The organism is Lysinibacillus sp. BPa_S21, assembly GCF_023337795.1.
GTDB lineage: Bacteria > Bacillota > Bacilli > Bacillales_A > Planococcaceae > Lysinibacillus.
Window position 1 is genome coordinate 468,303 of sequence record NZ_JALIRS010000002.1, and the last position, 26,429, is coordinate 494,731.

A 26,429-nucleotide genomic window follows, 5' to 3' on the forward strand; every position below is an offset into this window, starting at 1 on the left:
AATCTTTCCTCCTTTGTTTTTAAATAAAGAACGGAACGACATCTAATCCTGTCGTTTGTGGTAAATCAAATTGAACGTTCATATTTTGAATGGCTTGCCCTGCAGCCCCTTTGACTAAATTATCGATGACACCAACGATTGTGGCACGATTCGTACGGTGATCCATTTTCACAAAAATATCGCAATAGTTCGAACCTTTAACACGGTTAGTACCTAGACTATTTACATCTGTAACAATCCGTACAAACGGATGCTTTTCATAGGCACTCTGTAAACATGCTACTAACTGATGTTCTGTAACACCAGACATAACAGGTGCATAAGAGGTAGATAAGATTCCTCTAGTCATTGGTACTAAATGAGTATTAAAAGAAATGGTTGTATCGACTCCCGCAAACATTGAAATGGCCTGCTCGATTTCTGGTATATGCTGATGTGTATTCGTTTTATAGATTGAAAAGCTTTCATTTACCTCACTAAAATGCGTAGTTTGCGATGGTTTATTTCCTGCTCCGGAAATCCCGCTTTTCGCATCAATCACCAAAAAGCTCGGATCAATCAATTGTTCTTTTAGTAATGGTAACAACGAAAGTAATACGGCTGTTGGATAGCATCCTGGATTTGCGATAAGAGGAGCATGTTGAACATTTTCTGCATTCCATTCAGTTAAGCCATATACACTTTGTTGAATGATTTCCAGTGGCGCCGCTTTTTTACCGTACCATGTTTCATAGCTTGCTGGATCTTGTAAACGGAAGTCACCAGACAAGTCTATTAATTTAGGACCTTTCCCTACCAATGGAGGTAAAAGCTCACTTGTCACCCCTGAAGGTGTACTTGTAAAAACAACATCAAATTGCTCTAAAGTCCCATAATCAATTTTTTGTAAAGGTGTATCGGCAATATGAACGAGATGACCAAACTTAGAAGAAAAAATAACACCTTCTTCTGAAGATGTGAATAAATCAATCCGCTCCACCGCTTTATGATTATGTAAAAATCGAATAAGCTCTAATCCACCATAACCAGTTGCACCAACAATTCCTACTTTCAATGCTCTCACCTCTGAAATAAGTTAAAATTAGTATACGTCTGCATATTTATTAAGTCAACTGAATTTTTATTTATAATTGAATTTTTCGCAAACTTTGTTGATCATCATAACGTGTGGTTGATTTCCGTTCCGACTGGGCGCTTTGTAGCTGACGCTTCGCTTTCGCACAGAGCAAAGCTTCCTGGGGGCGTCCGATGAGCCGCTTCACTCGCGTTGCTCGCTCCAGGGTCTCATCTGTGACGCTAATCCCCTAGGAGTCGCCCAGTCTCCACTCCAATCAACTAATATCCATGGCATACGATTTAACAAATGTCATATCCAGCTTTTGATGATAAGTTCCAAGCAAATTAAATAATTATATTTACTTATCTTTTTAATATTATTGTATTAAATAATAGCAATACGATTTTTTCTAGTAATATAAAAAGTAAGATGTTCTTTAAAAGGAGTTGTTTTATTATGCAGAAAATTTTAGTATATTCCTTTCTGTTTTTATTAGTACTAGCAGGATGTTCTACAGCTATTCCGGGAAATCCAACATCAAAAACTATCCTTAAAGAAAATTCCCAAGCAGATATTTTACAAATGGATCAATTAATCTATATAAAAGCGTCGAATCAAGAATCTCTAAAAAAGGGTGATTTTATAAAAGAAGACAAAATCGGAGAAATTAAAAAGACGACAACCTCCACTTTATTTTTCAAAGATTTTTATGCTACTAAATTGCCCGTTGGATCTGAAATTTTCGCTACAAATGATCATGACACTTACACGATTATTGCCGTAATAGATGGTAAACAAATATTATATACGGCGCTTGTTGAGGGCTAATCCTAACCCGAGATAACTGGCCATTAAAAAAGCAGGAATTTTTCGTCGACCGAATAAATTCCTGCTTTTTATACTACAAATTAATCTTCCATCGTAGATAAATCACCAGTTGGTAAATTTAATTCCCACGCTTTTAACACACGACGCATAATCTTACCGCTGCGTGTTTTTGGTAGCTTATCCTTAAATTCGATTTCACGTGGTGCAGCATGTGCAGATAAGCCTTTTTTCACAAAATTACGAATATCCTCAATCAATGCCTCTGAAGGATCTACACCCTCACGTAATGAGACAAAGGCCTTAATAATTTCACCTCGTACAGGATCTGGCTTTCCGATTACCCCCGCCTCGACTATATCAGGATGCTCTAATAGCTTACTTTCTACCTCAAATGGACCTACTCGTTCACCAGCTGTCATAATCACATCATCCACACGTCCTTGGAACCAGAAGTAACCATCATCATCCATATAGGCAGAGTCCCCGGACACATACCATTCACCTTTTAAGAAATAGGATTCGTAACGCTCGGGATTTCCCCAGATTTGACGCATCATCGCTGGCCAACCACGTCGAATTGCTAGATTTCCCATTGTAAAAGGCGGTACTTCATTGCCAGCATCATCAACAATCGTCGCATGAACACCTGGTAATGGTTTCCCCATTGATCCTGGCTTAATATCCATAGAAGGATAGTTACAAATCATATGTGCCCCCGTTTCTGTCATCCACCATGTATCATGAATACGGTGACCTAGTTCATCAATTCCCCAACGAATTACCTCTGGGTTTAACGGCTCACCTACAGATAAAATATGACGTAACGAAGATAGATCATAATTTTCAAGCATACCGCTACCAGCACCCATTAACATTCTGAAAGCTGTTGGTGCACTATACCAAACTGTTACACTATATTCCTCAATTGCCTGGTACCAAGCTTGAGGGGAGAATCTACCACCAACAATTAACATTGTGACGCCATTCAACCATGGACCAAAAATGCCATACGCTGTGCCTGTTACCCATCCTGGGTCAGCCGTACACCAGTAAATATCGTCTTCACGCAAATCAAGCACCCATTGCGTTGATTGATATTGTTGAAGCATTGCATTATGAACATGCAAAACGCCCTTTGGTGCTCCTGTCGATCCAGAAGTATAATGAAGAATCATGCCATCCTCCCTGTCCACCCATTCAATATCAAATTGAGAAGATGCCTCTTTCAAGAGTCTATTAAAATCTAAAATTTGTGGTGATTCCTTTATATCTGACCCTACTAAAAAGACGTGCTGCAAATGTGGTAGCTTTTCTAAAGGTACACGCTCTAGTAACTCTGGTGTTGTGACTAATACTTTAGCTTCGCTATCTGCAAGTCTGTCATAAACAGCACCTTCCATAAATGCCTCGAATAACGGACCTACAATAACACCCATTTTCAATGCGCCCAATAAAGAAAAATAAAGCTCAGGTGAACGCGGCATGAAAATAAATAATCGATCACCTTTTTCTAAATTTGTTGCTGCCTTAAACACATTTGCTGCTTTATTCGTCAGTTTTTTCATTTCATTGAAAGAATACGCCTCTTTGCGCTTTCCATCATTAAAATAAAGTGCAATTTTGTTTTTTCGATGCGTTTCTGCATGACGATCAATTGCCTCATATGCCATATTCACAAGTCCTGTATCATACCAACTAAATCCCTTTTCTGTTTCTGCCCAATCATGTGTCGCCGCAGCTTCCTCATAATCAGGCAAATTGTATTGCCCCGCTACAGCATTTAACTTCTCCAACATTTTCATCCCCATGAAACTACCCCTCTCTTTGCTATTGCTTTAGTATATTAGTAAGCAAATTTCAAATTGTAATTTCATTATTTCCCCCTTCAAAATCCGCCACTTTCTCTAAAGACAAATACGTTTTGCAGCAATTGTTATAGAACAGTTTAGTTAGTACGGAATTAGTGAATTCCTACCCACACTACATTTATCTGTTTAATAACAGATGCAATATAACTATATTTTACATGAATTCACCAAGAATGTCTTAATATTTTTATTTTTCCAAAAACACAGGTATATTTTGCAAAAGATAGCGTTTTTCCGCAGGAAATCAGCTATAATGGAATTATTAAACTCAGGTGGTGTAATTATGGAACATAAAAAAACTTTTTTTTCTGTCACAAAGGAAACTAAGCATGGTACTGTGTATGTGGAAGGACCTGTTCCTCCAGAAAAATTAGCTACATATTCATTCCACGAAGGCTTGGTTGCTTTTAGGCCCCCAAAGCAACAGCAGCAAGCCATCATAGAAATTGCAGGACTTCCTGAAGGACGAATAATTATTATTCGAAATGAAAACATAATTGTGGGCTACGTCACTTATCTATATCCTGATCCACTCGAACGTTGGGCAGAGGATCGAATTGATAACATGATTGAACTAGGTGCTATTGAAGTCATTCCTGAATATCGTGGTACAGGTGCTGGTAAAGCACTATTAGCTGTGTCTTTTATGGGGGATGAAATGGAAGACTATCTTGTTATCACTACCGAATATTATTGGCATTGGGACCTAAAAGGTACTGGTTTAAATGTTTGGGACTATCGCAAAATGATGGAGAAAATGATGGGCTCTGCCAACTTCGAATATTTCGCTACCGATGACCCTGAAATTACTTCACATCCTGCAAACTGCCTGATGGCACGTGAAGGAAAACGCGTACCTCCTGAGACAATGGAAAGATTTGATAGACTTCGCTTTAGAAATCGCTTCATGTATTAATATCAACACAAAGGGGATGAGTATATGATCGTAGAAGAAATTATGAATGATGAGCCTTACACGCTAGCTCCAACAAATACAGTAGTTGAAGCGCTGAAGTTAATGCGTGAGAAAAAAGTTCGTCATTTACCAGTAATAGATGAGGAGCATCATGTTCTTGGGGTTATCACTGAAAGAGATATTAAGGAGGCATTGCCCTCCTCTTTACGGGATGAGCCTAATTCTCCAGTTTTTAACGCAAAAGTGGAAGAGATTATGGTTAAAAATCCACTTGTCGGGCATCCACTTGATTTCGTAGAAGAAGTAGCTCTTACTTTTTATGAATCCAAAGTAGGCTGTTTACCAATTGTCTCCGGAGGAAAATTAGTTGGGATTGTCACTACCACAGATTTACTCTATACATACATAGAGTTAACTGGTGCCACTGAACCTGGCTCAAAAATTGAAATTCGTGTATCCGATACGCCAGGAATATTATTTGAAATTACGAAAATCTTCCGTGAACATCATGCAAATGTCCAAAGCGTCTTAGTTTATCCCGACTCTGAAAATACACAAAATAAAATTTTAAGTATCCGAGTAAAAACTCTGAATCCACTAGCTATGATTGAAGAACTTCGTAAAGAGGGCTTTGATGTATTATGGCCTAATTTACCAGGTGTTTCATTATAATGAAAAAAGCAGTATTTGTGTACTCGCCAGAGCAACTCGGATATAAATTTTCAGATACCCATCCTTTCAATCATAAACGCTTGACGCTTACAATGGATTTGTTAAAGAATATTGATGCTCTTGATGATGTGGATATCGTTCCAGCTCGTGTCGCAACAGAAGAAGAGCTTTTACTTGCACATGATCCAAAATATATTGATATCGTTAAAAGAGCAGGGCATGGTGAGCTTTCAGAGGCACAGTGTGAAAGCTACGGCATTGGCACCGAAGATACACCCATTTTTGAAAATATGCACGAAGCAAGTGCACAGCTTGTTGGTGGAACGTTAACAGCTGTCGATTATGTTATGGAAGGAAAAGCCGAGCACGCCCTCAATCTAGGCGGGGGGCTTCATCACGGCTTCCGTGGCCGTGCATCAGGTTTTTGTATTTATAACGATAGTACAGTAGCTATTCGGTATTTACAGGAAAAGTACAATGCTCGTGTACTTTATGTAGATACCGATGCCCATCATGGTGATGGGGTGCAATGGAGTTTTTATGAAGATCCAGATGTTTGTACATTATCTATTCATGAAACAGGTCGTTATCTTTTCCCTGGAACTGGTAACATTACGGAACGTGGAAATGGACAAGGCTATGGCACTTCTTTTAATTTTCCAATTGATGCTTTTACAGAAGATGAGAGTTTTCTAGAAATATATGAAAAGGCTATGCGAGAAGTCTTTGAATTTTTCAAGCCGGATGTTGTGCTAACGCAAAACGGTGCAGATGCACATTATTTTGATCCATTAACACATTTATATGGAACAATGAAAATTTATAGAGAAATTCCAAAGCTTGCCCATAAATTAGCACATGAATATTGTGGAGGGAAATGGATTGCCGTTGGTGGTGGCGGTTACGATATTTGGCGTGTTGTACCTCGCGCATGGTCTATGCTATGGCTTGAAATGACAGAGCAGCAATTACCGACAGGCCCTCTCCCTCAGGCATGGTTAGATCGATGGCAGCCTGAAGCACCAGTGCCTTTCATCCCAACATGGGAGGATCCGAATCCATTGTATGAGCCAATCCCTAGAAAGACTGAAATTGAAGAAAAAAACACGCAAATGCTAACCAAAGCGCTACATATTATTCGCAATGAGAACCGCGCTTAACCAAATGCCTCACGACAATCGTGAGGTATTTTTGTTTGTTCTTGGTCATTTATCCGTCTAGATAAAAAACACGTAAACCTTGAACAGATTTACGTGTGAAGTATCGTTATTTACTTTTGACAGATTGTCGATGTTCAATGCGGTGAGGTAAAATAACCGCTTCATCCTCAACAGGCTCTTTGTTCATCAATTTTGTTAGCAAGCGCATTGCGACAGCTCCGATATCATACAGTGGTAACGCGACACTTGTTAGCTGTGGGCGAACCATGCGTGCTAATTTTGAATTTTCAAAGCTGATTACTTCAATATCCTCAGGTACATCTTTCCCTGCATCCTGTGCACCGTGAATCAATCCAATTGCTAGTTCATCACTCCCTGCAAAATATGCAGTTGGCGGGTTTTCAAGTGAGGATAATGTTTCCCACGCCTCTAAGCCCATATCATAGCTTGATTCTTCTGCAGCGATTAGTGATTCATCTATAGGTAAACCTGCGTCTTGTAAAGCTTTTTTATACGCTTCAAGTTTGAATTTTCCATTAATAGTGTACGTAAGCGGACCTGTTACGAAAGCAATTCGCTTATGACCATTTTGAATGAGTAATGTAATGGCCTCATAAGCTGCCTGGTAATAATCAATGTTAACAGTCGCAATTGTTTGCGATTCATCTACTGAACCTGCAAGCACAATCGGTACAGGTGAATGATCCATAGTTTGTTGCATTTTTTCAGTCACTTCATCACTCATCATAACAATACCGTCAACCTGTTTTCCTAGCATTGTATCCAGTAGCTGAAGCTCTTTATCTTCATGCTGGTCTGAGTTGGCTAAAATAATATTGTAACGATACATGGTTGCAATATCCTCTACACCACGTGCCAGCTCCGCATAAACATTGTTTGCAATATCTGGGATAATCACGCCAACTGTTGTTGTTTTCTTACTTGCTAATCCACGCGCTACTGCGTTTGGACGGTATTCTAATCGTTCAATTACTTCTAATACTTTTTTTCGTGTTGCCGGTTTTACGTTTTGATTACCATTGACTACACGAGAGACTGTTGCCATAGAAACATTTGCTTCTCTTGCAACATCATAAATTGTAACAGTCATCGTACGTGCCTCCCTTTTTCCTTTTATAGCCTTATCATACGATAATTTTAATATTCTTTTCAAGAAGCAGTATGTACATGAAAAGAAAAACCAAGTACTAATAGTACTATTCTAGACATTATTTTGTCACTATATAGTAAACACCGCCTGCTGGTTAAAGCAAGCGGTGTTTATCAACACATCATCAATTATACCCTTATCCACAGGACGTGGCGTTCTTAGACTGAGTTCCTCTATTTCAGCGAGTGTTTGGACACCCACTGAAGAGTAACTTAAATCTACATTCATCTCACCACCTATAGAGGTGGGAGACTTCTGTACCGTCCGCTACGCTTTCGGTACAGAAAATAATTGCTGAAAGAAGTTAAGCATTAATTTCATGGCTCTTCATGAAATTTTGTAGTGTTTCGTAGAAAGCATCAAATGTTGGAATATCCATTTGTTGTTGTGAATCAGAAAGTGCTACAGATGGATCTGGATGCACCTCTGCCATGACGCCATCAGCTCCAATAGCAATTGCTGCTTTAGCACATGGTAATAATAAATCACGACGACCTGTTGAATGCGTTACGTCTACAAATACTGGTAAATGCGTTTCTTGTTTTAAAATTGGTACAGCAGAAATATCTAATGTGTTACGAGTTGCTTTTTCGTAAGTACGAATACCACGCTCACAAAGAATGATGTTCTCATTTCCTTTAGACATAATGTATTCTGCTGCATGAATGAATTCATCAATTGTCGCTGCTAAGCCTCGTTTTAAAAGTACAGGTTTGTTTGTTGCACCCGCAGCTTTTAATAATTCGAAGTTTTGCATATTACGTGCACCGATTTGGATAACATCAATGTAATCTAATGCTTCTTCTAAATGACCTGGTGTAACGATTTCCGTAATAACACCTAGACCGTATTCCTCTGATACACGTTTTAAAATTTTAAGTCCTTCTAAACCAAGACCTTGGAAGTCATATGGAGAAGTACGTGGTTTATAAGCACCGCCACGAATTAATTTTTCACCTTTTGCTTTAATAGATGCTGCTACTGCTGCAACTTGCTCGTATGATTCTACTGCACAAGGTCCAAATACGAAAGATGGTTTTCCTTGGCCAATTAGCTCACCATTTACATTAATGACAGTATCTTCTGATTTTTTCTTACGAGATACAAGTAATTCTTTTTTCTTATCCGCTTCAAGTTGTTTTAAAGCTGTTTTAAAAATTTGCTTAAATATATAATCAACCGTCATTTGGTTTAATGGACCTTGATTGTGCTCTTTAATAAGATCAAGCATGTGTCGTTCACGCAATGGATCATAGCGATTCACACCTTGTTTTTCTTTAATCTTACCGATTTCATCAACTACTGCTGCACGTTCGTTAATTAGACGAAGAATTTCTAAATTTAAACCGTCTATTTGACTACGTAAGCTTTCTAAATCTTTTTGGCTCATGCTTTCTTGCTCCTCTCCCCATGACAGACACTTTCAGAACTCTGAAATGTATGTTACATTTTTAGATATTAGCAACATTATAATCAATGTTGTACAGAATGTCACGCATTTTTAATTTAGCGCTTCAACTCGCTAAATTGTATTATTATATTAACATACTTCGAGAAAGGAAGCGAGTACATTGAGTTCAAAATTATTTGCACTTGATATCGGTACACGTTCTGTAGTAGGCATTATTTTAGCAGAAGATAATGACCGCTTTCACGTGGAAGACATTTTAGTAAAAGAACATAAAGAACGTGCCATGGTTGATGGACAAATACATAATGTCATGTATGTGGCAGATTTAATCAATGAAATTAAACATGAACTAGAAGAGAAGCATGGTCCTTTAACAAAAGTGAGTGTCGCTGCGGCTGGCCGCTCATTGAAAACAGAACAAGCAAGTGTGACAGTCAATATACGTAATCGACCAATCTTTACTGAAGAAGATATAAGCCGTTTAGAACTACAAGCTGTTCAACAGGCACAGCAACAGCTCCTTCAGCACAAAGAAGACGCGAAAATAAGCCACTATTATTGTGTTGGCTATTCAGTTTTATACTATCGTTTAGATGGAGAAGAAATCGGCAGCCTCCTTGATCAGCAAGGGGATGAAGCACAGATTGAAGTTATTGCTACATTCTTGCCACGAGTTGTCGTAGAATCACTTATTGCAGCTCTTAAACGCGCGGATTTAGAAATGGAAGCACTAACATTGGAACCTATTGCTGCTATTAATGTCTTGATCCCTCCAACTATGCGTCGTTTAAATGTGGCGCTTGTTGATATTGGTGCAGGTACATCTGATATTGCCATTACCGATAAAAGCACTGTTGTCGCATATGGCATGGTACCAACAGCGGGTGATGAAATAACAGAGGCTTTAAGTGACCACTACTTACTCGACTTCCCGGTTGCCGAAGAAGCGAAGCGTCAACTACAAACAGAAGAAGACATTTTAATTCGCGATATTTTAGGCTTTGATCAATATTATCCGAAAGAGGAAGTTCTTCAAGCAATTGATCCTGCTGTGAAGCAACTTGCAAAATCTATTGGGGAAGAAATTTTACGTCTTAATAATCAAACAGCTCCAAAGGCGGTAATGCTTGTTGGTGGGGGTAGCTTAACACCAAATCTAACAACTGAACTTGGACTAGTACTAGATTTGCCTGCTAATCGCATTGCTGTTCGAGGGATTGACGCCATTCAAAACTTAACGAGGGAAGATCATATTAAAGCAACTCCTGAATTGGTAACCCCTATCGGTATCGCTATCGCGGCAAAAAAAATGCCTATTCAATATATGAGTCTAACTGTCAATGAACAAGTAGTTCGCCTATTTGAATTAAAAGAAATGACTGTTGCCGATGCATTTTTAGCAGCCAATATTCGAGCAAAGCAGTTGTATGGAAAACCAGGGCATGGTTTATCAGTGAATGTTAATGGACAAGATATTTTCATCCCTGGTGGACACGGGCAACCGGCGGAGATTTTAGTGAATGGTCATCAGGCATCTACAAAAACGATGATTAAAACAGGCGATGCCATCCAGCTAATTGAAGGCCAAGACGGTCAGCCAGCTAATGCTACGGTAAGAGATATTGTAGATGATGCTGCCATTAAAACAATTACAATTCAACAGACTAAATATGTGATTGAACCACAAATAACTGTTAATGGTTCCCCTTCATCACTCGATAGTGCATTAAATGATCGAGATGTTGTGTTGTTTGACATAGCTGAAACTGTTGAGGCTATATTTAAACACACAAATAATTGGGAGCTATTAAAACAATTCGAGTCTTTTTATATTCAAGTGGACGGCAAACCACTTTATTTACCTGAGTTTTCTGCTCAATTAATGATTAATGGTAAACCATCTAAAATGTCATATACTGTCCAAGATGGTGATGTACTTACATTTCAGCAACAAACACTCCCTACTGTTCAAAGGATTGCTGACCAAATGAATGTTTTACTTGAGGATAAAATCATCATCCATTTTCAAAACGAGGTGTTAGAGCTGAAAAAGATGGCCAACGAAGTTCTCGTTAATCATGTAGTGGTATCTCCGCTTTCAACTGTTCCAAATGGAGCCATTATTTCATTTAAAGAAAAAGACCAAAGTCGTTGGATATATCAGGATGTGTTCCGCTTCTCGAATTGGCAACTACCTACTACATTTAAAGGACATTTTACGATTTTGCGAAATGGTGAACCAGCAAGCTTCGATATGGAGATTTTCGGCGGGGATCATTTAGAGATTTTACTTGAAAATGCACCTATATCTTAAAAAAAGGGACACGCTACATCTTTAGTAAGATGTAGCGTATCCCTTTTATCTATTATGCGCGAACTTCTTCACTTTTTTCTTCAGCTTGTCCCTTTTCTTCACTAGCATCCTCTGCTTTAGGTTCTTCACTAGGAATGAAATCCTCTAGTGGCTCTTCACCCTCAAAAGAAACGGTACCATCGTCAAAAACAGTTGGTGCTTTTGCTGATTTCAATGTTTTTACTTTCTCTACTAATTGTGTAGATTGTTCTTGAATTTGTTTAGATAATTGAACCGTTTTATCTTTAGCAGATGTCGAGAAATCTGCACTCTTATCTTTTAAGTTAACAGCTTGTACAGCTACATCGCTGCGTAAATCTTTGCCTGATTTCGGAGCTAGTAATAAGCCTGCTGCTGCACCTACTATACCCCCAACTAATGCACCAATAACAAAATCCTTCATGTTCACTCGCTCCTCTTCATAAATCGATTCCTGCGGATGATAAAGCTGTGGCAATGAACTTTCAAGTTGTTGTTCCTTCACTTCATTAAAATTTGGCTTTTTTGTTGTCATGCACAATTCCTCCCCATTTTGTTATCTAATTTACCTAGACTGGTTGTCCATCTGCTTTCGCGGATGCATTCTACAACATATGCTTAAGACTTTATTTTTATTCCGTTGACATTGAATGCCTACCGAACAATTATTATTTTTTACGGCCCCATTTTCTTCTCGGTTTTTCCGATTGCTCTGATTCAAAAGAATAAGCATCATCATGGATCACTTCATTGGCCTGATCGATAATTTTACGTTTCTTCCACTTATCTGCAATGCCCATTGCGACATTGCTCCATTGAACAACTTGTGCAATTTTTTCTTCATTTTGTTCCACACTATGAGAAATTGAAGAAGTAATTTGCTGTACAGATGTATTTAAACCATTCACAGAGTCGCCAATCCCTTTGACTGCATGAACAACAGAATTTAACTGTTCAGATTTTTCTTGAATATCCTCTGCCAAGCTATTTGTTTTTTCTAGTAAGGAAGTCGTTTCACGTGTAATGCCTTCCATTTGTCCTTCAATACCCGATAATGTGCCAGCTAAACTTTTAAGGATTGGTTTAAGCGAAAATAATGTCATGCCAACGCTCACACAAAAAATTAAAAAACCGATTGCTGCGATAATTGCTGCAATATACAAAATAACTTCCATAACTAGTCCTCCTGCAAGTAAAATTCTCTTTACTATTCTTTACCTTATTTTCGACAAAAAAAACTGAATTCCTCCTCATTTTGAGAAAAAACAGCTTATTCCTTGCGGATTAAGCTGTTTCGTTGTTCTTTAGCACGTCTTCAAAAGCATCTTGGAATTTATGAACATCGCCTGCGCCCATAAATAAAAATACTGCGCCCTCATGCTTTGTTAACACTTCAATTCCTTCAGTGGTAATCACTGCACTGCCTTCAATTAAAGACGCTAAATCTTGGATTGAAAGTGCACCTTGTGTTTCCCTTGCAGAGCCAAAAATATCGCATAAGTAAGCTGTATCTGCAAGGCTTAGACTATCTGCAAAATCCTGTAAAAAAGCTTGCGTACGTGTAAATGTATGTGGTTGGAAAATAGCTACTAGCTCACGATCCGGGAATTTTTGTCGTGCTGATTGCACAGTTGCACGGATTTCAGTTGGATGGTGCGCATAGTCATCTATTAAAACATTATTCCCAATATCCGTTTCTGTAAAACGTCTTTTTACACCTTTGTATGTGTTTAAACGTTCTTGAATGATGTCTGGTGAAATACCTTCATATTGGCAAAGTGTAATAACAGCTAAAGTATTTAATACTGCATGATCTCCAAACAATGGGATAAAGAATGTACTATAAAATTCATTGCGAACAAATACATCAAATTTTGTACCCTTTGTTGTTTTTTCAACATTCCGAGCCTCAAAATCATTTTCAGCCCCAAATCCATAATATACAACTGGTACCTTCGCTTGAATACGTTGTAGATGTTCATCATCACCACAAGCAATAATTGCTTTTTTAACCTGCAAAGCTAATGATTGAAAGGCTGAATAAACATCCTCTATGTTTGCAAAGTAATCTGGATGGTCAAAATCAATATTCGTCATTACAGCATAATCGGGATTGTAAGCTAAAAAGTGTCGACGGTATTCACATGCTTCCATCACAAAGAAGTCAGCATTTTCATGCCCAGCACCTGTTCCATCACCGATTAAATAAGAAGTTGGTTTATAACCTCCTACAACATGAGCCATTAAGCCTGTTGTAGATGTTTTACCATGTGCACCCGTAATAGCAATCGACGTATAATTACCGATATATTCACCTAAAAACTTATGGTAGCGAATCACTTCTACACCGATTTCACGAGCCCGCTCTAATTCAGGATGATCATCAGGAAATGCGTTCCCTGCAATAACTGTCATACCTTCTTTAATATTATCTGCATTAAATGAAAAAATTGAAATATTACGCTCACGTAACGGTTGTTCCGTGAAGAAGTATTTATCAATATCTGAGCCCTGTACTTGTTCACCAGCATCAAATAAGATTTGTGCAAGTGAACTCATGCCAGAACCTTTAATGCCTGTGAAATGAAAAACTGTCATTAATTAAACCCCCCGGGAATTCAATATCCCTTCTATCATCTATTAGGTGTATCGTATTTTTCACTAATTATTAGGTATTAATACCTTTGTAAGTACTAAAAAATACGTACTAATCAACACATCTCGTCTATTATAGCACTATTTATGCATAAGGATAAATGTGTAACTTTTCTAAAAATACTAATTTTGACGTGAATAAGATAATCTATACGAAAACAATGTAATTCTTATTCAAACATAGCGATTAAATCTTCTTCGGTAATGTAACTTTCTCGTGGTTTACTGCCTCTTGCCTCAGAAACAAAGCCATGTGATTCCAACATATCAATTAAACGAGCAGCACGATTATAGCCAATATGGTATTTGCGCTGAATCAAGGAAGTTGAAGCTCCTCCTTGCTCATAAACAAATCGACATACATCTTCGAACAGATCATCTTGCTCAGCAGAAACCTCTGTCTTCTTTAAAAGTTCCTCTTGATCGAAAATATAATCAGGCTCTCCTTGCTCTCGAACATGCTCAATAATCGCTTCAATTTCATCATCTGTCACAAATGTACCTTGCAAACGCACCGGAGCAGACATACCATTACCTAAATATAACATATCGCCTCGTCCAAGTAATCTTTCCGCACCTTGCCCATCTAAAATAGTACGTGAATCGATTTGTGAAGATACCGCAAAGGCAACACGTGTAGGAATATTTGATTTAATAAGCCCTGTAATTACGTCAACAGACGGTCTTTGCGTTGCAACAATTAAATGGATACCACAAGCACGTGCCTTTTGCGCAATACGACAAATCGCCTCCTCTACATCTGCAGGAGACATCATCATTAAATCTGCCAATTCATCAATGACAATGAGAATATACGGTAATTTTAAGCTATGTTCATTATTTTTATCCGCTATAGCATTATAACGTGTAATATCGCGTGCACCCGCATGTGCAAATAACTGATAACGACGTTCCATTTCTTCCACTGCCCATTTCAATGCAGCTGTAGCAGCCTTAACGTCTGTGATGACCGGGCTCACTAAATGTGGAATATGATTAAACGGTGCTAATTCTACCATCTTAGGATCGATAAGCATCAGCTTTAATTCATGTGGTGCAGCTTTATATAATAAACTAACCAAAATTGAATTAATACAAACTGATTTACCAGAACCTGTAGCTCCGGCAATTAAACCATGTGGCATTTTTCGTAAATCAATGGTTACAGGCTTCCCTGTTAAATCCAGACCCAATGCTGCTTCTAACGGTGAATCTGACTCGAGGAAAGAAGCACTATTTGTCACTTCCGATAATCGAACAGCGCGAGATACACGGTTCGGTATCTCAATGCCAATTGAGCTCTTTCCAGGAATCGGTGCTTGGATGCGGATGTCTTTCGCTGCCAATGCAAGTTTTAAATCATCTGATAGATTGCGGATTTTGCTAACCTTTGTACCATGACTCACTGTAATTTCAAATTGTGTCACGGCAGGTCCTTGCATTATGGATTCTATTTGAGCTGAGACTTGGAAATAAGACAAAGCTTCGACCAACGTATCTCCCTGTTGCTCCATCCACTCAGTATCCTGTGTTTTTTCCTCAGGTGGCTCTAAATACTCATCATCTGGCTTTTGATACACATGAACAGGTTTTTGAGGTAGTTCCTCTACTTGGTCTTCCACTATTTTTTTATCTGATATAGAAGGTTGCTCGGGGAGTTTCTCTATATCAATAAAATTCTCCTCAGGAACAACTATATTTTCGGTAGTAAGCTCTTGTTCAGTAGTTGCTTCTACTTCCATTTCGGTAGTTGCTGAAATTTCATCGGCGCTATCGATATCAATCACTGTCTTTTCTAATGTAGAAACGTTAGACATCGATGTTACTGGTGCCATTGTAATGACCGATACACTTTCTGTTGCATCTTTAAATGGAGCAGTATTTTGTTGAATAGAAACCTCGTTTTCCTCCGTCGATTGGAGCGTTATTTTATCATCCATCTCTAACTCGCTAATCTCTAAATCTACTGATTGTTGAATATGTTCTTTTTCGGATGGTGCAATATTTTGAATAGAAACCCCGTTTTCCTCCGCCAACTGTGGCGTTGTTTCATGATCCCTTTCTAACTCGCTAATCTCTGATTCTACTGATTGTTGAATGTGTTCTTTTTCGGATGGTGCAATATTTTGAATAGAAACCCCGTTTTCCTCCGCCAACTGTGGCGTTGTTTCATGATCCATCTCTAAATCGCTAATCTCTGATTCTACTGATAGTTGGGTATGTTCTTTTTCGGATGGCGCTAGTTGTTGTTCTGCTTCCGAAATAATAAGCTCAGAAGAGGGCTCCTGTTCCTCTTGGTCTATTTCAACAATTGTTGATGTCGGCTTCATATTTTTGAATTGCTGTTGGATTTTCCATTTCTCTTTATCAGTTTTTAGCATTAGAACATTAAATGGAATGCCACTTTTTTCTTTCTTTTCTACAGATTGTTCTTCCATCGAAAGTTCCTCTAAAGACTGTTCTTGCTGGTCATCTGCATTCACTGGCGGCTGAACTACTGTCACTTCACCAATATGGATGGTAGAATTTTCGATTTGTACTTGTTCGACCACTACTTCTTTTACATGGATGTCTGATTGCTCGGCTGAAAGTTGTTCTACATTCAACTCATGCTGAACAGCTTCTTTCACCTGATCTTCGAATTCTACAGCAAAAGAAGTTGTTTGCGGTACAGGTAATTCAGTTGTCATTTTATCACTAGGGTGATTTGTTTCGTCTGTTAATTGATCATCAAAAGTAATCGGTTGCTTTACAGGTACTTCAATTGTTTCAATGACTTCAAGCTGTTCAGGTTCATCTTTCTGAACGGCACTAATAGGCTCTTTTTCTTCTAGTATATTTTCAATAGCCTCATTTGTTGTCGCTTCTTTTAATGGCTTAGATGCTGCAGGTATTTCTAACTCTTTCTTGCCGTGCTCTTCCTGCCGTTTCTCTAATAATTGCTCAATCGGGCTCGGCTTGGCAAAACCGTAGACAGGTGACGGAACATCACTTGGTACAAAACGCTTGCGATTTTCAGATAAACTATTTTCAATTGTTGGCTCTTCTATTTTTTTGGATTGATAATTCGTATCTTTATGCGAAGGCGGTTGCTCATTTTTGGCATCTCGAAAAACAAGACTGGCTTTTGAACGATTCACCTGTTCAGGCTGACTTCTTGTAATTGTCGTTCTTCCGGTTCTTTTCGATCGATTTGCCAATAGATCTCGAATACCTGAAACCTCAATATCATAAACACTCGAATCCACAATATGATTATTTAAATGCCTCGGTAGCGATAAATCTTCAATTTGTCCAGAGTACGCATCGTCCGTTTGATGGAATGCTTCTTTTGCTGGTGGAGCTGAAATTTCCTCATCCTCAATTAACGGAAAACGAAAAGTTTTTTGTTTTGCTACAGTTTCTTCTTTAAATGAGTCCTGTTGTGCAGATTGTTCTTCTTCATAAAACTCTTCATACTCATATTCATCTTTATTTAAAAATTTATTCATTTGTTTTTTTAACCAATTCACATTGTTTCACTCATTTCTCTTACACTTCATTTATAGCATTAACTAATTCAATTATGTCTCGGCATAATTGCGTCCGGAGACTTTGTCCAACTTTTGTGTGAAAGCGTAATGCTAACACAGCGGCAGTTGGTCACTCAGTCAAGTGTTGTTGCTGTCGCTTTCGCACAGATAAAACCGTGTGTTGCTGTCGCTGTTTGCTACAGAAAACACTTGCTGAAGAAGTTAAATGTCTATAATAAAAAGCATACCATAAAAATGTTATAGAAACTTGCATTTAGAGGCTCATTCTAGACAAAAAAATCGTTATGTTACTAGCATATTAGTAGCATAACGATTGTAAGTATATATAATCAATTTAGTCTTGGTGTTAATTACCACTGTCTAACAGCTAGACAGTGCTTCCAGAGAGCTTTTATTTAGTTGGCGTCTCAAACGCACTACCAGTGATCGCATCTTCTGATAATATTAAAATTCCTTTTTCAGAAGGAGCATTTGGTATTGCTAGTTCACGTGCCGAACATAGCATACCGTATGATTCAACACCTCGCAAATTACCTTCTTTAATAAGCATTCCAGAAGGCATTACTGCACCGATTTTTGCTACGACAACCTTTTGACCAGCTTCTACATTTGGTGCACCACATACAATTTGTAATGTTTCTTCCCCTACGTTTACAGAACAAATGCTTAATTTATCAGCATTTGGATGCTTGTCCTTTGTTTCTACATAGCCCACGACAAATTTCGGAGAAAAATCTACATCAAGGCTGATTTCAGCTCCGTTTTTTGCAATAGCAGCATCTAGCTGTGCTACTAATTCTGGTGTAACTTCAACTAGACCTTTTGCATCAGTTTGGATATAGTTGCTGGCATTAAATAAATTAAATGCTTTAATTTCTCCTGTTTGGGCTTCCTTTAAAATAGCAATATCACCCGCGCGTTCCACCTTTGTTTTCACGATTGATTCTGTTGCTAATTGTACTAGCAATACATCTCCTACATGCTCTTTGTTGTAAAATACATTCATTTTTTCTCTTGCTCCTTTTTAACTCTGTTTTTTGCTAATATAAAGATTGGTTCTAGCTCTCCATCTTCATAAATAAAAGATAATGACGTAATCGGTACGGTACCGACAGCGAAGAAATGCATCGTCATCTGTGCTAATACATCATACCCTGTTTCATTACGAATATCACCTACTATTAATACATCCTGATGCGGCACAGATAACGTCATGTCCCCCTCAATGTTAGTCTGCATTTCCTTCAAAAAGCTTTCATTTAAAATGCGACTTGCATCATAGCCATCATTTGCATTAACAAAATAAAAAATATTCCCTGCAACTTCATCTTTCTTATAAACTGTTGGTAGTTGCTTTACAGAAAATCGTGCCATTTCACGAATTTGCTCTATTGTTAATTGTAGTACTTCTAACATGGATTCATCAATAAAACGATAGGTTTTTCCTAAATCAAGTGCATAAAAAATACGTGTTTCAGCTGTATGTTCAGTTGTGATGAATGCATGCCCCTCCTTTGAGGCTTGGGGGTAGGATGTTGCACGAATAACTGGATAAATTTGTGTAGTCGTTTGGAATCCTTGCTCCATCTCTTGTTCCATAGCATTAAAGGTTTGCTCGATTGTATAAACAACATCATCGATTGCAGCCCCTTGCTTATCATTATATTTTGCTAAAATGCCTGGTAGTGATAGCTCCATTCCTTTACCAATTTTTTTATGGTTTAGGCGTAATTTATCGTGCTTTTTATCAAACTCAAAATCAAACTTTTCCTCATTTAATTGTTGTTTTAATAGGGACACAAGTTGTTCTGATTTAATTTGTTTCACCTAGCTCACATCCTTTCTTCTAAATTAACTTTTTTTGGTATAATTTTTGAATCGTTCAGAGATATATTGTTACTGGTCGTGACGTACCACTATTCCAACAGTTTTAAGCCTTTCGAAAATAAATAACACCTTTTTCAGCCCACCATTAAGGTAGAAGTCTATTGTAGCGTAAAATTTGTTGAATGAAGAGAAAACGGCTCACATGTTTGTGAACCGTTCTGTTCAAAACTATCCAATTATTTAATCTTAACCGAATGATCGACTTTCGTCATCTTGCGTAAATTATCTTCATTTATTCGTCTGAAAAGGACGTTCTTGTTTATTTGATCGTTTGATTACAGCAAGTTCTAAAATTGAGCATATAAGACCTATCGAAAGTGCAAAGATATAGTCCCTTGCTTTTTCTATTTTAAAAAAATTTTTTTAAAGTTGCAACTTCACTATGCCATTCTCATGAATCAATAGATACTACTCATGTGCTACTGCGAATAAATATTGGCCAATAAGAAGCGAAACTATATGTTCGAACATCATTTGACGACTTACTAACCCTTGTGTGAAAACACCCACAGCTCCCGCACCTTGTCGAATATCTCGGCGTTGTGTATAGTGCTCCATTACGGGCCCAAGTTCCTTCCCAGCTCTTATTTCCTGGGCAATTTCTTCTGGTAATATAATTTGTGCGCCAGCAGCTGTAAAAGTTGTGCCATTTGAAACTGAAAGTGCTCCCCAATTACAGACGTACATAACACCATCAATTTCAGTCACACCACCCTCTAACCCAAACGATAATTGCGCACCCGTCTCTTTGATAGCGTTTTTCGAACGGTTTATTGCTCCCAATCGCGTTTCTTCATGAGTAATCGGCTGATCAGATACTTGTGAGGCAGCCTTTATGTGCGTGAAATTTGGTTTATCAAAATATTTTCTAGCTATAACTTCAACTGCCTCTGTTTTTGCTTTGTTTGTTGTACCAATAGCGATGTTCATTTTTATCCCTCTTTCTTCGCATAGAAAAAGATGCCCCTAAAGGCACCTTTTAACTTCTTTTGGCGGTATACTTTACACGTTTGCGCGAATCGTTGCTAATGTCGAACGATCTGCTTTTTTCACTAATTCCACAATTAATGCTTTTGCAGCAGCATAGTCATCAATATGAATAATAGAAGCAGATGTATGAATATAGCGTGAGCAAATTCCAATTACTGCACTAGGAACACCGTCATTTGACGTATGTACACGTCCGGCATCCGTACCACCTTGTGATACAAAATATTGATACGGTATATGATTCGTTTCGGCAGTATCTAAGATGAACTCTCGCATGCCTTTATGCGTAACCATCGTACGGTCAAGAATACGTAATAATGTCCCTTTTCCAAGCTGACCAAATTGATTTTTTTCACCTGACATATCATTTGCAGGTGATGCATCAAGAGCAAAGAATAAATCCGGTTTAATCATATTGGCAGACACTTGTGCGCCACGTAAACCAACCTCTTCCATAACATTCGCACCTGCATATAAATGTGAAGCCAACTTCTCATCCTTTACTTCTTTCATCAATTCAATTGCCAATCCACAACCATAGCGGTTATCCCAAGCTTTGGCCATAATTTTTTTCGGATTGGCCATTGGTGTAAATGGGCAAACAGGGATAATTGATTGACCAGGACGAACGCCAAGTGCTATAGCATCATCTTTATTGTCTGCACCTACATCTATTAGCATGTTTTTGATATCCATCGGTTTAGAACGTTCTGCATCTGTTAATAAATGTGGTGGTATTGATGAAATCACACCAGGAATCGCACCATTTTTAGTAAATACTTCAACACGTTGCGCGAGCATAACCTGGTTCCACCAGCCACCTAATGTTTGAAAGCGGATCATCCCGTTATCGGTAATAGATGTAACCATGAATGCCACTTCATCCATATGACCAGCAACTAACACTTTTGGTGCATCAGCAACTTCACTATGCTTCACACCGAAAATACCCCCTAAATTATCCTGAACAATCTCATCCGAGTACTTTTCCAATTCAGAACGCATGAACGCACGTACCGCATGTTCATTACCCGGCGCGCCCGGTAATTCTGTTAATGTTTTAAATAATTGTAATGTTTCCTCATTCATGATGACTCTCTCCCCACGAAGTAGAATATTCTTCCTTGCCCAATTGTAACATATTTATCTATATTCAGCAGAAAACTCCCATTTTCCAATGACTAGCGAGATAAATGCGAGTATCGTTCATCTTCAAAGGTTATCCTAAATTTGCTGAAATATTTATTATACGAAAGCGACGTACCAGAGCAAATTAGAGAAGGAGGAATTGAGTTCTACATTCAAAATATTGATACTTTCCTAAAAAGTACTAAAGTGTGAACGTGCATTCACTCTGTATGCTATGGTAAAATGAAGCTATAGAAAAAGGAGGAAAAAAGCATGAAATTACGCGATTTTTTAATTGGTGTTGCTACTGGCTTAGCTGCCGCAGTCATTGTTAAAGAAGCAAGTGAAAAGGTTTCTCCGTATGTACCTGCAGGACAAGTACTCGAAAACATAAAAAAGGAATTTAAAAAAGATTCACCGATTGACGGTTCTTGGATTTTTATGAAAACAGACAATTTCTCAAACGGCATTATGAATATTCCAGTATACCGTGGAGGTATCTCTCGTATGAATGAGGGCGAAATGCAAACATTTGAATTTGCCGCTGACGCTCGCTCTGGAGTAGTAGTAGATCTACAAGAAGTATAACCTTACTCAGTAATAAGCGATATAAAAGAAACCATCTCAGTTATTTGAGCTGGTTTCTTTCATGTTGTTGAAAGACTATTATTTCAATCAAATTAAAGTCACATTAAAGTTGGTCCTTCTGCAATAGGGGTTGATTTCCATTCCGGCTGGACGCTTTGTTGTTGCTGTCACTTCGCTTTCGCACAGATAAAACATTTGCTGTCGCTTCGCTTTCGCACAGAGCAGAGCTTCCTGGGGGCGTCCGATGAGCCGCTTGGGCCAACAGGTGCGCAGCGGAAGCAGCAGGATTTGGTCACGATGGCGTTATCACAGGATGTGATGGTTTTAGCCTTCGTTCCTCTATTGCTGATCCCCAAGGAGTCGCTCAGTCTCCACTCCAATCAACTTATCCGCGTGACATACGTTTTAACAAAATGACATTTACCTTTTTAGTTTGAGCGGGACCTTTTCAGGAGTTATCGCCCAACTTTAAAATTTTATCTACCAACTTCCAAATTTTATCTACCAACTTTTGAATTTTATCTACCAACTTTCACGTTTTATCACCTAACTTTTAATTTTTATCGACATCCACCTTTGAAGAGCAAAAAGGATTCACATACAAAATTGTGCGTGAATCCTTTTACTTTATCATATAGCGTTCATTCACAAATTGGAGTGGAAGGCTACTCGACTCCCGTGGGAAAGCGAGACAGGCGAGACCCTGCACGGAGCAGATGTTTTCTGTGCGAAAGCGAAGCGTCAGCCAAAGCGAGTAGCCTTGAACGGAAATCACCCTCTCGCTTTGCCGAATAACCATAGCTATATTTAATATACTTGTTAATCTCATTGACACCATAAGAAAGAAGCCATCTCTGTTATTGGAGATGGCTTCTTTGTTTTACTCAGTCAATCCTTTATTGTTAAAGTACTTTTTATACTTTCGATAATAATTTAAATTATTTAACGTTAGCTTCATCCAACGTTTCGCATTCATATCTTGATTATAGTAAAGAGAGTTTGTGTATTTCCCTTCACGAATCAATTTTTTTGCTTCTAGCTTAAGCTTTTCATTGGATGCATATTTGAATAGGACACCCTTAGGAATGACCATCCATAAATGCTTGTCCTGAACATAAGTTACTTCCTGTTCAATATTTAACATATGGTCATCAGCTACATATTTCATTAAATTATGACCACTTGCTGTTACATAATAACTAGAACGTCCATTACGTAAATTAATTTCAAACAGCTTATACTGTTTATCACGCATATCATATTTCATATCGAAGTTAGCAAATCCTGTATAACCGATATCCTCTAAGAAGAAGCGTACTTGATCCATTAATTCTTTATCGTATGTTGTAACAATTGCTGCATAACTACCGATTCCTTCAGGGGAATGCTCTTCTAAGATCGGGTTTCCAAGACACATTAGCTTCACTTTGCCATCTTTCCCTACATACGCATTTAATACACGCATATACGAATCATCACCTGGAATGAATTCTTGAATAATCATAGTATCCTGATAAGTTGAACTATAGATTGCTTTTAAAATAGCTGTTTTTTCAGCTTCATCATTTGCAATGAACACTTTTTTCTTACCTGGGAATTTACATGCCCAGTATTCTACCGAATTCGAAGCCTTTAAAATAATTGGGTAATCAAATGGTGGTGTAAAGTTTTCGTAATTGTCTGCTGTTACAGTCGTCGTACCCGGATATTTAAAATCGTACTTATCACACATTTTATAGAAATTTTCTTTTAATAAAATTTCATCCATTAGTGATTCGTCAATATATGGCACTGTAAAATGTTCCTGTAGTGCTGGCTTATTTTTGATAATAAGCTTTGCATAATCATCTCCACAAGCTAACAATAATAGTTTTTTATCAGAATATTGTTTTGCTACCTTTGCAAGTGCAGGTGCAAACACATCCTGTTCATTTAAGCGATCAATCTCTTGGAAATTTATGATATGACTGTCTTGCGTTGCCGTTAAATGTGAACGCCCTAATACAAGTGGTTTAATACCATATGCCTCATAAAATGCACGTGCCATACCATATGCATTCATATCTGATCCTAGTAATACTGGTAAAAATGGTTGCTCAGTTGCCATGTAATTTCAACTCTCTTTTGTGTTTTAGTATAGCTTTTAGTGTATCATATTTTGCAAAATGTTCACGAAAAAAGTGACAAAAAAATGGAGTATTAGGCTATAAACCATAACAGAGTTTTGCCAAAGTACCATACTTTATTTAATTACCAAGCTTGTTGATTAACCATTTTTATCTACTCTAATTAGTTAAAAGGCTCTGATTTCCGCTACGGGCTACTCGCTTTGTTGCTGTCGCTTCGCTTTCGCACAGAGCAAAGCTTCCTGCGGGCGAGCGTCGAGCCGCTTCCTCCGCTTCGCTCTGTCCAGGGTCTCGTCTGTCTCGCTTTCCCGCGGGAGTCGAGTAGCCCTACGCTACAATCAGTTAAAATAATCATACATTAACAAAATATCAAAAGTATCCCTTTTATCAGTCAATAATAAACCTATATTTTACCAATAAATACACCTGTTTCATTACCTTAATTTCATTGTTCAATAATTTTCTACACAGCAATAAAAAAACGTGTGAACACATACGGTTCACACGTTCTATTAATTAAAATGTAATAACAGCTTGTCTACTGCGTTCTAGCTTATCTACAATTTCTTTACCTGTTTCATCCCATTTAATCATGCGGTAATAGGCATCATGGTAGAAGATAAAGCCGTAGCCATTCGCAAGTGCTTCTTTCATTATACGTTCCTTCGCATAGACACTCGTCATTGGATAATCGTCATACGCTAAAACCCATAGTGGATTTTGATGGGCATGTGTTGGCATAATATCCGCCATATGCAATAATACCTCACCATTTTGAGTCAGTTTTATAATGGCATGTCCATCACTATGACCACCCGTATGGATCATTTCGATGCCTGGCGCTACCTCTAATGTACCTTCATACGTTTCTACTAAGTGCTGAACTGGCTCCCAGTTTTCTTTCCAATACGTATTTTTCGAGCGAATATTTGGCTCGCGCATTTCGTCCCACTCGATTTTCGTTACAAAGATTTTAGCATTTGGGAATGTTGGGACAAGCACATCATCTTCCCATTGCGTTAAACCTCCAGCATGATCAAAATGTAAATGCGTCATTAATACTGCATCAATATCAGCTGTTGTTAATCCTAGCTCCTGTAAGCTAGCCGCTAATGTTGATTCTTCAGTTACCCCAAAGTTACGTAATTGTTTTTCGTTTAATTTGTTAAAGCCAACGCCTGTATCAACAATATAGTTTTTGCCTCCATATTGAATTAAAATCGGCTCAGTTGGTAACTCGATTTGATTTTTTTCATTGACTGGATATTTGCGTGACCAAAGTGGTTTTGGTACAACGCCAAACATAGCACCGCCATCAAGGCAAGTGACACCCCCGTTTAGCCATGATAATGACATACTGTGAAATTTTAACTGATCCATCCCATACTCCCCCTATTTAGATAAGAATTGCGATTCTAGACGATAAATTGGCTGTCCTTTAGCTGAAAATTTCTGCTCATATTCAGTCATAACATTATCCTCAGGCATATTCGCATGTAGGTCGAGTGATACATACTTAAGTAACATACCATATTCAGATATACTCATTAACGAATACTCAAACAAACCACGGTTGTCCGTTTTAAAATGGATTTCCCCCTCATCCACTAAAATCGACTCATATAATTTCAAAAAATCCCCGTGCGTTAAACGTCGCTTAGCATGGCGCGTTTTTGGCCAAGGATCTGAGAAATTCAGATACACACGATCTACATCATTTTTTTCAAAAAATTTATTTAAATCTGCGCCATTTACTTTTAATAGTCGTAAATTCGCTGGAGATTTAGCCTCTAAAACTTTTTCCAATGCACAAACAATGACACTGTCATAAAGCTCGATACCAATATAATTTATATCCGGATTTTGTAAGGCCATACCTGTGACAAATTGTCCTTTCCCAGTACCTACTTCAATATGTAGTGGGTTGTCATTTCCGAAAATAGCCTTCCAATTTCCTTTAAAGTCTTCAGGATTTGGAACAATCACCTCTGGATGATTCGTAATCATTTCCTCCGCCCAAGGCTTATTTCTTAATCTCAATTTTTTTCCTCATTTCTTTCTTGTGAAATATTATTGATTTTTTATAGTATAACTTATTACCATAAAA

At 38.0% G+C, this 26,429-nt stretch carries 21 protein-coding genes; 6 read left to right on the forward strand and 15 right to left on the reverse strand.

The features are described from left to right. Positions 1–19: 19 nt before the first annotated feature. Complete coding sequence (argC, locus tag MOK21_RS05490) at positions 20–1,054, reverse strand: N-acetyl-gamma-glutamyl-phosphate reductase (RefSeq protein WP_249072951.1); 1,035 nt, start codon at positions 1,052–1,054, stop codon at positions 20–22. A 459-nt stretch (positions 1,055–1,513) separates the two neighbouring features. On the opposite strand from argC, the gene MOK21_RS05495 reads away from it, so the two are divergent. Next, a complete protein-coding gene (locus tag MOK21_RS05495; RefSeq protein ID WP_249072952.1) occupies positions 1,514–1,885 on the forward strand; it encodes a hypothetical protein in 372 nt (123 codons plus the stop codon). Positions 1,886–1,965: 80 nt separating this feature from the next. Here MOK21_RS05495 and acsA read toward each other — a convergent pair whose 3' ends face one another. Further along, positions 1,966–3,693, reverse strand: a complete 1,728-nt coding sequence (acsA, locus tag MOK21_RS05500) for an acetate--CoA ligase (protein ID WP_374110112.1) — start codon at positions 3,691–3,693, stop codon at positions 1,966–1,968. A 343-nt stretch (positions 3,694–4,036) separates the two neighbouring features. Here acsA and MOK21_RS05505 point away from each other — a divergent pair, with 343 nt between their 5' ends. Genes MOK21_RS05505 through MOK21_RS05515 form a run of 3 tightly spaced genes read left to right on the forward strand, consistent with a single transcriptional unit; the run spans position 4,037 to position 6,501 of the window. Beyond that, the gene (locus tag MOK21_RS05505; protein WP_197144858.1) at positions 4,037–4,669 is read left to right on the forward strand and encodes a GNAT family N-acetyltransferase; all 633 of its coding nucleotides are present in this window, start codon (positions 4,037–4,039) and stop codon (positions 4,667–4,669) included. 24 nt (positions 4,670–4,693) lie between these two features. After that, positions 4,694–5,341, forward strand: coding sequence for an acetoin utilization AcuB family protein (locus MOK21_RS05510; RefSeq protein WP_249072953.1), 648 nt, complete (start codon positions 4,694–4,696; stop codon positions 5,339–5,341). Beyond that, on the forward strand, positions 5,341–6,501 hold the full coding sequence (locus MOK21_RS05515; protein WP_249072954.1) for an acetoin utilization protein AcuC: 1,161 nt from the start codon (positions 5,341–5,343) through the stop codon (positions 6,499–6,501). Before MOK21_RS05510 ends, MOK21_RS05515 begins: the two co-directional genes overlap by 1 nt. A 106-nt stretch (positions 6,502–6,607) precedes the next feature. On the opposite strand, the gene ccpA is transcribed toward MOK21_RS05515, so the two are convergent. After that, on the reverse strand, positions 6,608–7,612 hold the full coding sequence (gene ccpA, locus MOK21_RS05520; RefSeq protein WP_049667456.1) for a catabolite control protein A: 1,005 nt from the start codon (positions 7,610–7,612) through the stop codon (positions 6,608–6,610). 364 nt (positions 7,613–7,976) lie between these two features. After that, positions 7,977–9,062 (reverse strand): bifunctional 3-deoxy-7-phosphoheptulonate synthase/chorismate mutase, encoded by a 1,086-nt coding sequence (locus MOK21_RS05525; protein WP_249072955.1) that lies wholly within the window; start codon positions 9,060–9,062, stop codon positions 7,977–7,979. Between the two features lie 181 nt (positions 9,063–9,243). Between MOK21_RS05525 and MOK21_RS05530 the strand changes: the two genes are divergently transcribed. Continuing rightward, positions 9,244–11,397: a cell division FtsA domain-containing protein gene (locus tag MOK21_RS05530; RefSeq protein WP_249072956.1), complete on the forward strand. Its 2,154-nt coding sequence runs from the start codon at positions 9,244–9,246 to the stop codon at positions 11,395–11,397. A gap of 52 nt (positions 11,398–11,449) precedes the next feature. On the opposite strand, the gene MOK21_RS05535 is transcribed toward MOK21_RS05530, so the two are convergent. From MOK21_RS05535 to MOK21_RS05570, 8 genes are all read right to left on the reverse strand, one after another. Next, a complete protein-coding gene (locus MOK21_RS05535; RefSeq protein WP_249072957.1) occupies positions 11,450–11,950 on the reverse strand; it encodes a YtxH domain-containing protein in 501 nt (166 codons plus the stop codon). A 133-nt stretch (positions 11,951–12,083) separates the two neighbouring features. After that, positions 12,084–12,590, reverse strand: a complete 507-nt coding sequence (locus MOK21_RS05540; protein ID WP_249072958.1) for a DUF948 domain-containing protein — start codon at positions 12,588–12,590, stop codon at positions 12,084–12,086. Between the two features lie 109 nt (positions 12,591–12,699). After that, positions 12,700–14,013, reverse strand: a complete 1,314-nt coding sequence (gene murC / locus MOK21_RS05545) for a UDP-N-acetylmuramate--L-alanine ligase (RefSeq protein WP_249072959.1) — start codon at positions 14,011–14,013, stop codon at positions 12,700–12,702. A gap of 227 nt (positions 14,014–14,240) precedes the next feature. Continuing rightward, positions 14,241–17,582: a DNA translocase FtsK gene (locus MOK21_RS05550; RefSeq protein WP_249072960.1), complete on the reverse strand. Its 3,342-nt coding sequence runs from the start codon at positions 17,580–17,582 to the stop codon at positions 14,241–14,243. Between the two features lie 412 nt (positions 17,583–17,994). Then, positions 17,995–18,609 carry a YtpR family tRNA-binding protein gene (gene ytpR / locus MOK21_RS05555; RefSeq protein WP_249072961.1) on the reverse strand — a complete coding sequence of 205 codons (615 nt, stop codon included), beginning with the start codon at positions 18,607–18,609 and terminating at the stop codon, positions 17,995–17,997. Continuing rightward, positions 18,606–19,430, reverse strand: a complete 825-nt coding sequence (locus tag MOK21_RS05560; protein WP_249072962.1) for a DUF1444 domain-containing protein — start codon at positions 19,428–19,430, stop codon at positions 18,606–18,608. Before MOK21_RS05560 ends, ytpR begins: the two co-directional genes overlap by 4 nt. Before the next feature lie 468 nt (positions 19,431–19,898). Next, on the reverse strand, positions 19,899–20,420 hold the full coding sequence (locus tag MOK21_RS05565) for a DUF84 family protein (protein ID WP_249072963.1): 522 nt from the start codon (positions 20,418–20,420) through the stop codon (positions 19,899–19,901). 72 nt (positions 20,421–20,492) lie between these two features. Continuing rightward, positions 20,493–21,569 carry a M42 family metallopeptidase gene (locus MOK21_RS05570; RefSeq protein ID WP_249072964.1) on the reverse strand — a complete coding sequence of 359 codons (1,077 nt, stop codon included), beginning with the start codon at positions 21,567–21,569 and terminating at the stop codon, positions 20,493–20,495. A 312-nt stretch (positions 21,570–21,881) separates the two neighbouring features. Here MOK21_RS05570 and MOK21_RS05575 point away from each other — a divergent pair, with 312 nt between their 5' ends. Continuing rightward, positions 21,882–22,196: a hypothetical protein gene (locus MOK21_RS05575; RefSeq protein ID WP_249072965.1), complete on the forward strand. Its 315-nt coding sequence runs from the start codon at positions 21,882–21,884 to the stop codon at positions 22,194–22,196. An 880-nt stretch (positions 22,197–23,076) separates the two neighbouring features. On the opposite strand, the gene MOK21_RS05580 is transcribed toward MOK21_RS05575, so the two are convergent. The 3 genes from MOK21_RS05580 to trmB all read right to left on the reverse strand — a co-directional run bounded on the left by MOK21_RS05580 (position 23,077) and on the right by trmB (position 26,362). Beyond that, positions 23,077–24,303, reverse strand: a complete 1,227-nt coding sequence (locus MOK21_RS05580; RefSeq protein ID WP_249072966.1) for a carboxylate--amine ligase — start codon at positions 24,301–24,303, stop codon at positions 23,077–23,079. Positions 24,304–24,838: 535 nt separating this feature from the next. Further along, positions 24,839–25,702: a YtnP family quorum-quenching lactonase gene (locus tag MOK21_RS05585; protein ID WP_249072967.1), complete on the reverse strand. Its 864-nt coding sequence runs from the start codon at positions 25,700–25,702 to the stop codon at positions 24,839–24,841. A gap of 12 nt (positions 25,703–25,714) precedes the next feature. Continuing rightward, positions 25,715–26,362, reverse strand: coding sequence for a tRNA (guanosine(46)-N7)-methyltransferase TrmB (gene trmB / locus MOK21_RS05590; protein ID WP_249072968.1), 648 nt, complete (start codon positions 26,360–26,362; stop codon positions 25,715–25,717). Positions 26,363–26,429 lie beyond the last annotated feature (67 nt).